This is a genomic window from Bordetella petrii (genome assembly GCF_020991325.1).
In the GTDB taxonomy this organism is placed as follows: Bacteria; Pseudomonadota; Gammaproteobacteria; order Burkholderiales; family Burkholderiaceae_B; genus Bordetella_A; species Bordetella_A petrii_E.
On the sequence record NZ_JAJMLX010000168.1, the window covers coordinates 1 to 10069 of the forward strand.

At 65.2% G+C, this 10069-nt stretch carries 8 protein-coding genes; 6 read left to right on the forward strand and 2 right to left on the reverse strand.

Annotated features, from left to right (window positions below):
* Nucleotides 1-702: DUF3482 domain-containing protein (locus LPZ50_RS16235; RefSeq protein WP_230662607.1), on the forward strand; the 702-nt coding region annotated here is incomplete at its 5' end.
* A gap of 15 nt (nt 703-717) precedes the next feature.
* Here LPZ50_RS16235 and LPZ50_RS16240 read toward each other — a convergent pair.
* Nucleotides 718-1623, reverse strand: a complete 906-nt coding sequence (locus LPZ50_RS16240; protein WP_230662611.1) for an amidohydrolase family protein — start codon at nt 1621-1623, stop codon at nt 718-720.
* 9 nt (nt 1624-1632) lie between these two features.
* Entirely contained in the window at nt 1633-2607 is a 975-nt protein-coding gene (locus LPZ50_RS16245) for a tripartite tricarboxylate transporter substrate binding protein (protein WP_230662613.1), read from the reverse strand.
* A gap of 523 nt (nt 2608-3130) precedes the next feature.
* Here LPZ50_RS16245 and LPZ50_RS16250 point away from each other — a divergent pair.
* From LPZ50_RS16250 to LPZ50_RS16270, 5 genes are all read left to right on the forward strand, one after another.
* Nucleotides 3131-4735 (forward strand): ABC transporter substrate-binding protein, encoded by a 1605-nt coding sequence (locus LPZ50_RS16250; RefSeq protein WP_230662615.1) that lies wholly within the window; start codon nt 3131-3133, stop codon nt 4733-4735.
* Between the two features lie 198 nt (nt 4736-4933).
* Nucleotides 4934-5905 (forward strand): ABC transporter permease, encoded by a 972-nt coding sequence (locus LPZ50_RS16255; protein WP_230662617.1) that lies wholly within the window; start codon nt 4934-4936, stop codon nt 5903-5905.
* A 10-nt stretch (nt 5906-5915) separates the two neighbouring features.
* The gene (locus LPZ50_RS16260) at nt 5916-6842 is read left to right on the forward strand and encodes an ABC transporter permease (protein WP_230662623.1); all 927 of its coding nucleotides are present in this window, start codon (nt 5916-5918) and stop codon (nt 6840-6842) included.
* Between the two features lie 9 nt (nt 6843-6851).
* A complete protein-coding gene (locus tag LPZ50_RS16265; RefSeq protein WP_230662619.1) occupies nt 6852-8579 on the forward strand; it encodes a dipeptide ABC transporter ATP-binding protein in 1728 nt (575 codons plus the stop codon).
* Nucleotides 8576-9781, forward strand: a complete 1206-nt coding sequence (locus tag LPZ50_RS16270) for a metal-dependent hydrolase family protein (protein WP_230662621.1) — start codon at nt 8576-8578, stop codon at nt 9779-9781. The genes LPZ50_RS16265 and LPZ50_RS16270 overlap by 4 nt, the downstream gene beginning before the upstream one ends.
* Nucleotides 9782-10069: the final 288 nt, after the last annotated feature.

Here is a 10069-nt window from a genome sequence, read left to right on the forward strand (position 1 = left end):
GTGGCCAGCCCGGCCGACGACGAAGCCCTGCAGTCCCAGGCAGCCGCCCTGCGCGACCAGGTGCGCCGCCGCGAACAGGCCTGCGTGGACGCGCTGCTGGCGCTGTACAACTTCCGCCGCAGCGACTACGCCGAATCCGACCTGCCGCTGGAAGGCACCCGCTGGGGCATGGATTTGTTCCATCCCCAGGCCCTGAAAGACATGGGAATCCAACTGGGTACCGGCATGGCGGCGGGCGCCATGGCCGGCGCGGCGGTGGATCTGTTCAGCGCCGGCCTGAGCCTGGGCACGGGCATGTTGATCGGCGCCGCGGCTGGTGGGCTGTGGCAGGGCATGGAACGCTTCGGCGGGCGCATCCTGGGCAAGCTGCGGGGTTATCGCGAAATCACGGTCGACGACGCGGTACTGCGGCTGCTGGCCTTGCGGCAACGTCAGTTGATCCACGCGCTGGAACGCCGCGGCCATGCCGCGCGCGACCCGGTACGCCTGGAACGGCCGGCCGACCAGGCCTGGCGTTCGGGCCGCCTGCCCGAGGCCCTGAAAGAAGCGCGCAGCCGGCCGGAATGGTCGGCCCTGGGCAAGGGCCACGAAGACGACGAACGCCGCAAGCGCGTGGTGGCCAAATTGGCCGCGACGCTGGCGCAAGACGATGCACGCAGCGGCGCCGAGACATCGCCGGCGCCGGACAAGCCTGGCGCCTGAAGCCCCGGCCAGGCTTCAAGAAGCCTGGCCCGATCCGGTAAAACCATACAGGCGGGCCGGGTTGTCCACCAGTACACGCCGCCGGGTCTCGGCCGGCATCCAGCGGGCCAGCAGGTTGCACAGCACACCGTCGTCCGGCATGCGGGCGGCTTCGTAATAGTTGATGTGCGGCCAGTCGGTGCCCCACACTACCTGTTCGCTGTTGGCCTGCAGAATAGCCTGGGCAAACGGGTCGACATCCTGATAGGGTGGCCCGCCAGCGGTATTGCGGTCGGCGCCGGAAATTTTTGTCCATAGCGCGCCTTCGGCCAATTGCCGGCACAGGAAGCGAAAGCCCGGGTCATCCACGCCGCGCTGCGTGCTCATGCGCCCCATGTGGTCGATGACCAGCGGCACGCCCAGGGCCTTGAGCGCCGGCATCAGGTCGGGCAGGTCGGGCGCATGTACCCATATCTGCGCATGCCAGCCGCGCGCGGCCAGGCGCGGCGCCAGCGCCTGCAGCACTTCCAGCCCCACGCCGTTGCGGTACACGGCCTTGCCGTCCAGCCGATACAGATTGGCGCGCACGCCGCGTACCCCGGCATCGGTATAGCGGTCCAGTTCGGCGTCGCTCAGGTCGGAACGCGGCACGATCACACCGCGCAGGCGCCGGGGGTAGCGCGCCAGCGCATCCAGCACCACGTCATTGGCGGTCCCGGAAGCGCTGCCCGTGACCAGCACGCCCCGGTCCATGCCCAGTTGATCCAGATGGGCGATAAAGGCTTCGGCGGGATAGGGCGCCGGCGTATAGCTGCGCTCGCCGGCCAGCGCAAAGCGTTCATAGGGGCCGAACACATGGGCATGGGCATCGCAGCTTCCCGGCGGCGGCGTGAAGGCCAGCGCTTGATGTCCCGCGCGCGCGGGCAGGCAGGGTCTGGTCATGGCGGGTCCTCAGTCGGCGGCAAGTTTGCCCTGGTCGTGCAGGGCGCGGGCGGTGTCGAGTTCGGCGGCCAGCACTTGCTGCCATTGCCGCGGCGTAATCGCCAGTGCAACGCTGCCCGAGTTATGCAGGCGGTCGAGCACGGCGCCGGCCTTCAATGCCTGGTTCAGCGCCGTGTTCAGTTGCTGGATGGTATCGGCGGGCGTACCGGCCGGCGCCACCAGCCCGGACTGCGTCATGGACGTGAAGCCTGTCACCCCCGCTTCCGCCAGGGTGGGAACCTTGGGCAGGAAACGGTCGTGCTCGGCCGACAGGACGGCCAGGCCGCGCAGCTTGCCCGCCTGGATATTCGCGTATGAACTGGTCACCTGGTCGATGATGGCGTCTATTTGCCTGCCCAGCAGCGCGGTAATGGCCGGCGCCGAGCCCTTGAAAGGCACGGCGGTAAAGCGGCAGCCAGCGGCTTCTTCGAGCTTCAGCAGCGCAATATGGTTGGTGGTGCCCAGCCCGGAATGCCCGATAGTGACCGCGCCGTCCTCGCTGCGCGCGTGTTCCAGCAATTGCGCCATGGTCTGGAAGCGGCTTTGCGGGTTTACCTCTACCACTTGTGAAGCGGCTCCCAGCCCGCCCACCGCCGCGAAGTTTTTCAGGGTGTAGCCGGTGTCGACCATGAACGGGGCCACCGTAATGGCGTTGGGCGTGGTAACCAGCAGCGTGTGGCCGTCTGGCGCGGCGCGCGCCACCAGGCTGGCGCCGATCACACCGCCGGCCCCGGGTTTGTTCTCTATCACCACCGACATGCCCAGCGCCGCGCCCAGTTCGGGGGCGACCGCGCGCGCCACGGTATCCAGATTGCCGCCGGGTGAAAACGGCACGATCAACGTAATGGGCTGGCCCTTCTTCAAGCCTTGCGCGCGCACCCGCGTCGCCGCCCCCATCAATACCGGCGCCAGGCCGGCGGCCATACAGAATTGCCTTCTGTCCATGCTGCTCTCTCCTTTGATTGTTGTGTGTTCTTGTGGGGCATGGCATGTGGCGCAGGCCCCGGGGGGCCTGCCGGCCCTTTTTTCAGCATAGGCAGGGGTGGGCCCGAGCGGTAGTAAGGAATGGCTCAACAGGGCTTCATGCTTTGTGAAGCTGCGGGATAACCCGGCCATGCGGCGCCATAGCTTGATCCATCACCCATCGAATCGCGCCCGCCACCCAGTACTAACCCCAAGTCAAAACGATTGACGCTTAAATCATTGCCTCTATAAGATTCGACCTACATTGGCCCGGTGTTCCGCGCCAAAGAGAATCACCCGAGGTCAGGTTTATCGTGTATCTGAAGCCCTACGCAGTGATTGCCACCGTTACGCCCGCGCATGCACGCGCGGCTTTTCGCCGTCAACTGCAAGACCTCGTCTTGTCGTAAGCAGTACGCCGTTGCCCCCGGCCTGAACACAATAGGGGCGGGGGCCCTGTCACTTCTGTCGCGCCATCCGCGCACCACACGGAGCAATAAGGGCTATGCGTATCACACCATTCATCAAGAAATCGGCGCTGGCGGTCGCGATCTGCGGGTCCATGCTGGCGGCCACCGCGCATGCCAAGACCCTGCACTGGGCCTATCAGGGCGACGCCACCTCCATGGACCCGATGGCGCTGAACGAGACGTTCACGCTGGGCTTCCAGGGCAACATCTACGAAACCCTGGCGGGCTACGACGGCGAGATGAAACTCACCCCGCTGCTGGCCGAAAGCTGGGAAAACACCGAGCCCACCAAGTGGGTGTTCAAGCTGCGCAAAGGAGTGAAGTTCCACGACGGTTCGCCCTTCACGGCCGACGACGTGATTTTTTCGTGGAAGCGCAGCCAGACGCCGGGCTCGGACATGAAAGGCTATGGCGCCAAGGCTTCCGACATCAAGAAGATCGACGACCACACCATTGAAGTCACCACGCCCACGCCCAACCCCATTCTGCCGCGCGAATGGACCTTCCTGTACATCATGAGCAAGTCGTGGTCGGAGAAGAACAAGACCACCGAGGCCACCAACGTCAAGGGCGACAACCAGGGCAACTATGCCAACCTGCATGCGAACGGCACCGGGCCTTTCATGCTGGTCAGCCGCCAGCCCGATGTGAAAACCACGCTCAAGCGCTTCGACGGCTACTGGGACAAGGACATCAAGACCAACGTCACCGAAGTGGTGTTCCAGCCCATTACCCAGGAAGCCACCCGCGTGGCCGCGCTGATCTCGGGCGAAATGGATATTGTGCAGCCCGTGCCCGTGCAAGACTGGCAGCGCCTGGAAGACGCGCCCGGCGTGAAACCGCTGACCGAACCCGAGGCGCGCGCGGTGTTCATCGGCATGGACCAGCATCGCGACGAACTGCTGTTCTCGAACATCAAGGGCAAGAACCCGTTCAAGGATGCCCGCGTGCGCGAAGCCGTGGTGCTGGCCGTGGACATCGAAGCCATCAACAAGAAGATCATGCGCGGCGCGGCCAAGCCGCTGGGCTCGCTAGTTGCCACGTCCGTGAACGGCTACGACGATTCGTTCGGCACGCCCTACAAGCCGGACCCGGCCAAGGCCAAGAAACTGCTGGCCGACGCGGGCTACCCGGATGGATTCACGGTAACGCTGGACTGCCCGAACGACCGCTACGTCAATGACGAGAAGGTCTGCCAGGCCGTGGCCGGCATGCTGGCGCGCGTGGGCATCAAGATCAACCTGCTGGCGCAGACCAAGTCGAAGTACTTCGGCAAGATCCTGCTGCAGGCGGGTAACCAGACCAGCATGTATATGCTGGGCTGGACGCCCAGTTCCACCGACGCGCACAACGTGCTGCTGAATCTGGCCGCCTGCCGCGACAGCAAGACGGCCGCGGGCCAGTTCAACCTGGGCGGCTACTGCAACCCCAAGGTGGATGAACTGACCAACAAGATCGGCGTGGAAACCGACCAGGCCAAGCGCAACGCGATGATCAAGGAAGCCTTCGACATCGTGCGCAAGGACTACGGCTACCTGCCGCTGCACCAGCAGCCCATGTCCTGGGGCGTCAAGGACGGCATCGATGTGGTGCAGCGCGCCGATGACGTGCTGGACCTGCGCAACGTCGTCATGCCTTGATCGAGGCCCACCCCCGAAGCGCTGCGCGCTTCCCTCGACGGGGCGGCGCTGGCGCTTACAGGTGTCTGACTCCGAAGGTGTCAGACACCTAAGCAGGCAGAAGCTGTCTCAATAGTATGGTGTCTGACACCTGCGGTGTCAGACGCCTGACAATGCCCAGCCAGCTCCCCGGCCGGCCTTCCAACAGGATACTGATTCATGCTTGGTTTCATCGGGCGACGCCTGTTGCAATCGCTATTGGTCATGCTGACCGTGGCGCTGATCGCATTTGCCATGTTCCGCTACGTGGGCGACCCGATCGTCAGCATGGTGGGGCAGGACACCACCGAGGCACAGCGCGCCGAGCTGCGCGAACGCCTGGGACTGAACGACCCCTTCGTGGTGCAGTATGCGCGTTTCGTGCGTGACGCGGCGCAGGGCGATTTCGGCATTTCGTACCGGCATCGGCGGCCCGTCAGCGAACTGATCGAAGAACGGCTGCCGGCCACGCTGGAATTGTCCTTCGTGTCGGCGCTGATGGCGCTGGCGTTCGGCATTCCCATGGGCATCTACACCGCGCTGAAGCGCCACGGCGTGCTGTCGCGGGCCTTCATGGCGCTGTCGCTGGCAGGCATTTCGCTGCCCACCTTCCTGATCGGGATTCTGCTCATCCTGGTATTCAGCGTGCAGTTGCGCTGGCTGCCCAGTTTCGGGCGCGGCGAGGTCATTGCCATCGGCGGCTGGACCACCGGCCTGCTCACGCCGTCCGGACTGGCCGCGCTGATACTGCCCGCCATCACGCTGGCGCTGTTCCAGATGACGCTGATCATGCGCCTGGTGCGCGCCGAAATGCTGGAGGTGCTGCGTTCCGACTTCATCAAGTTCGCCCGCGCGCGCGGCCTGCCGGAGCGGTTGATCAACTTCCGCCATGCCTTGAAGAACACCATGGTGCCGGTCATTACCATTACCGGCCTGCAGCTGGGTTCCATCATTGCCTTCGCCATCATCACCGAGACCGTGTTCCAGTGGCCCGGCATGGGGCTGCTGTTCATCCAGGCCATCAGCATGGTGGATATCCCGGTGATGGCGGCCTACCTGGTGCTGATCGCCTTTTTCTTCGTCGTGATCAACCTGATCGTCGACATGCTGTACGTAGTCGTGGACCCACGCCTGCGCGTGCAGAGCAAATGAAGGAACGATGATGATTGCTCGCATAGCTCCCCTGTTCGCGCGCGCGGCCGACAGCGATCTCTGGTACAGCTTCAGGCGTTCGCCCAGCGCGGTCATTTCCGCGATTGTCACGCTGGCCATCGTGCTGGGCGCGTTGTGCGCGCCTATCGTGGCGCCGCACAATCCGTTCGACCTGGCGTCGCTGAACATCATGGACGCCAACACCCCGCCCGCGTGGGAGGCGGACGGCAACGCCGATTTTCTGCTGGGCACCGACGACCAGGGGCGCGACATCCTGTCGGCCATCCTGTACGGGTCGCGCGTGTCCTTGTTCGTGGGCTTTGCATCGGTGGTGTTCTCGATGGTGCTGGGCGTGTCGCTGGGCCTGGTCAGCGGCTACGTGGGCGGCCGCGTCGACAGCATCATCATGCGCATTGCCGATGTGCAGCTGTCGTTTCCGGCCATTCTGATCGCGCTGCTGATCGACGGCGTGGCGCGCGGCGTGCTGCCGCGCCACCTGCACGACCAACTGGCGCTGTATGTGCTGATCTTCGCCATCGGCATATCGGGCTGGGTGCAGTACGCGCGCACGGTGCGCGGCTCGACCATGGTGGAACGCAACAAGGAATACGTGCAGGCCGCCAAACTGATAGGCATAGGGCCGCTGACCATCCTGCGCCGCCATATCCTGCCCAACGTCATGGGCCCGGTGCTGGTGATTGCCACCATCCACCTGGCGATCGCCATCATTACCGAGGCCACGCTGTCGTTCCTGGGCGTGGGGGTGCCGCCCACCGCGCCGTCGCTGGGCACGCTGATCCGCATCGGCAACAGCTATCTGTTCTCGGGCATGTGGTGGATTTCCATTTTTCCGGGCATTGCCCTGGTCGCGCTGGTGCTGTCCGTGAACCTGCTGGGCGACTGGCTGCGCGACGCCCTGAACCCCAAGCTGCGCTGAAGGAACCCCATGGCATTGCTCGATATCGACAAGATGCGCATTGAGTTCGCCAGCCGCCGCGGCACGCTGGTGGCGGTGGATGGCGTATCGCTTGCATTGGAACGCGGCGAGATCCTGGGCGTGGTGGGCGAATCCGGCGCCGGCAAATCCACCATCGGCAACGCCGTGATCGGCTTGCTGGAATTTCCCGGCCGGCTGGCCGGCGGCGAAGTCCACCTGGATGGGCAACGCATCGACACGCTGTCCGAAGCCGACAAGCGCAAGGTGCGCGGCCGCCGCATCGGCATGATCTTCCAGGACCCGCTGACCTCGTTGGACCCTTTGCAGACCGTGGAAAGCCAGTTGGTGGAAACCATGCTGGTGCACCTGGACCTGACCCAGGCGCAGGCCCAGGCGCGCGCGACTGACTTGCTGCGGCAAGTCGGCATCGATTCGCCGGAGCTGCGCGTGAAGCAGTATCCGCACCAGTTCTCGGGCGGCATGCGGCAGCGCGTGGTCATTGCGCTGGCCCTGTGCTGCGAACCGGAAATCATCATCGCCGACGAGCCCACTACCGCGCTAGACGTGTCCATCCAGGCGCAGATCCTGGAACTGCTGCGCAAGCTGTGCCGGGAAAAGCAGGTAGGCATGATCATCATCACGCACGACATGGGCGTGATTGCCGACGTGACCGACCGGGTGGCCGTGCTATACCGCGGCAAGCTGGTAGAGCAGGGGCTCACGGCCAAGATACTGGGCAACCCCGACCACCCCTACACGCGCAGCCTGATCTCGGCCGTGCCGCGCCCCGACATCAAGCTGCGGCGCTTTCCGCTGGTGACTTACATTGAAGATGTAAAGACACCGGCCAAGGCGCTGGACATCGGCACGCACTGGCTGGGGCAGCGGCGCGATTTCGGGCAGAACGCCGAAGGCCCGCTGGTGCAGGCGCACGACCTAAGCATGCGCTTCATCCTGAAAAACGCCTTCCTGGCGCGCAACCGCCGCACGCTGGACGCCGTGAAGCAGGTGAACCTGTCCATCGCCCAGGGCGAGGTGTTTGGCCTGGTGGGCGAATCCGGGTCCGGCAAGTCCACGGTGGCGCGCCTGATCTCGGGCCTGTATACGCCCAGCGGCGGGTCGGTGGTTTTCAACGGCACCAACCTCACCCAGCTGAAAGACGAGAAAAAACTGAACGCGTTCCGCCGCCAGATCCAGATGGTGTTCCAGGATCCGTTTTCCTCGCTGAATCCGCGCATGCGCGTGCTGGACATCGTGGCCGAGCCCATCCGTTTCCACAAACTGGCCGACAACGAAACACAGGCGCGCCAGGTGGTGGCCGACCTGCTGGACATCGTCGGCCTGGGCGCCGCCGCGGCGCGCCGCTACCCGCATGAGTTCTCCGGCGGACAGCGGCAACGCATCTGCATCGCGCGCGCCCTGGCCACGAGGCCGCGCTTCCTGATCTGCGACGAACCCACGTCGGCGCTGGACGTCTCGATCCAGGCGCAGATTCTGAACCTGTTGAAAGACCTGCAGGAACAGCTGGGCCTGACCATGCTGTTCATCAGCCACGACCTGCCGGTCATCCGGCAGATGTGCGACCGCGTGGGCGTGATGCGATACGGCCAGTTGCTGGAAGTGGCAGATACCGAAACCCTGTTCACGGCCCCGCAGCACGCATACACCCAGCACCTGCTGGGCCTGATGCCGCGCCTGCAGGTCATGTCCCGCGAAGGATTGGAGGTGGAAGCATGAACAAACCGGAACCCCTGCTGTTCACCGGCGGCGCGGTCTTTGACGGCCGCGGCCAGCAATTGGCCCGGCACGCCGTGCTGGTGGAAAGCGGGCGTATTGCCAAGGTGGCGCCCGTCGCCCAGTTCGAGGGCTATGCCGGCCAGCGTATCGACACCCGCGGCATGACGCTGATGCCCGGCCTGGCCGATTGCCACGTGCACCTGGTGTACACGGGCAGCGCCGACCCGCACGCGCAGATGAACCGACAAGGCCCGGCACAGATTACGCTGACGGCGCTGGAAAACGCCCAGGCCGCCCTGCGCGGCGGCGTCACCGCCGTGCGGGACTGCGGCGGCAAGGATTATCTGGAATTCGGCGTGCGCGATGCCATCGCGCGCGGCGTGTTCGCCGGCCCCACCATCAAGGCGGCCGGCCGCATGATCTGTATGACGGGCGGGCACGGCAACCGCCTGGGCCGCGTGGCCGACGGCTGCGACGAAGTGGTGAAGGCCGTGCGCGAGCAAGTGCATGCCGGCTGCGACCTGGTGAAAATCATGGCCACCGGCGGAGTGATGACCCCGGGCGTCAATCCCATGGACGCGCATTACAGCTTCGACGAAATGCGCGTGGGCGTACACGAGGCCAAGCGCTTCAGCAAAAGCACGGCCAGCCATGCGCAGGGCACCGAAGGCATCCTGAACGCCGTGCGCGCGGGCATCGATTCGATCGAGCACGGCATTTTCATGGACGAACAATGCCTGCGGGAAATGCTGGAAAGCCAGACCTACCTGGTGCCCACCATCGCGGCGCTGCGCAATATTCTTTCCAACGCCGACAACGGCATCCCCGAGTACGTGGTGGACAAGGCCCGCGCGGTGGAACAGCGCCACCGCGAATCTTTCCAGATGTACTACCGCGCCGGCGGGCGCATCGCCATGGGCACCGACGCCGGCACTCCCTTCAACCGCCACGGCCGCAACGCGGAAGAACTGGCCTTCATGGTGGAGTTCGGCATGACGCCCATCGATGCGCTGGTGGCCGGTACTTCGCGCGCGCATGATCTGATGGGGCTGGCCGATAGCGGCATCGTGGCCGACGGCGCGGCGGCCGATTTGCTGCTGGTGCGCGGTGATCCCACCGAAGACATCAGCCGCGCGGCCGACACGCAGCACCACGTGGCGGTGTTCAAGCAGGGTGTGCTGGTGGCCGGAACGCTGGATTGATTCCGATGCCAGATACCCATAGCGCTACCTGAAGCCGCCGCGGCGAGTTTTCGCCGGCGCTACCGGGTGTCTGGCTCCCGCCAGGGTGCCAGACACCGTCCAACCAAGACCGTCGTGGCACACAACGGTGTCCGGCACCTCCGGAGCCGGACACCCGGCAGTACACCGCAAGGTGCTCTCCACCCTTCAGGTAGTGCCATGAGTGTCTGACACCTGACACGGGTGCTACCAGCGCCCCGATGCCCCGCCGCCGCCGCTGCGCCCGCCACCGCCGCCGAATCCGCCTCC

What these genes read in the sequence shown, in the direction of transcription:
- LPZ50_RS16240 (WP_230662611.1), bottom strand. Translation starts at nt 1,623, where the DNA reads ATGACCAGACCCTGCCTGCCCGCGCGCGCGGGACATCAAGCGCTGGCC.
- LPZ50_RS16245 (WP_230662613.1), bottom strand. Translation starts at nt 2,607, where the DNA reads ATGGACAGAAGGCAATTCTGTATGGCCGCCGGCCTGGCGCCGGTATTG.
- LPZ50_RS16250 (WP_230662615.1), top strand. Translation starts at nt 3,131, where the DNA reads ATGCGTATCACACCATTCATCAAGAAATCGGCGCTGGCGGTCGCGATC.
- LPZ50_RS16255 (WP_230662617.1), top strand. Translation starts at nt 4,934, where the DNA reads ATGCTTGGTTTCATCGGGCGACGCCTGTTGCAATCGCTATTGGTCATG.
- LPZ50_RS16260 (WP_230662623.1), top strand. Translation starts at nt 5,916, where the DNA reads ATGATTGCTCGCATAGCTCCCCTGTTCGCGCGCGCGGCCGACAGCGAT.
- LPZ50_RS16265 (WP_230662619.1), top strand. Translation starts at nt 6,852, where the DNA reads ATGGCATTGCTCGATATCGACAAGATGCGCATTGAGTTCGCCAGCCGC.
- LPZ50_RS16270 (WP_230662621.1), top strand. Translation starts at nt 8,576, where the DNA reads ATGAACAAACCGGAACCCCTGCTGTTCACCGGCGGCGCGGTCTTTGAC.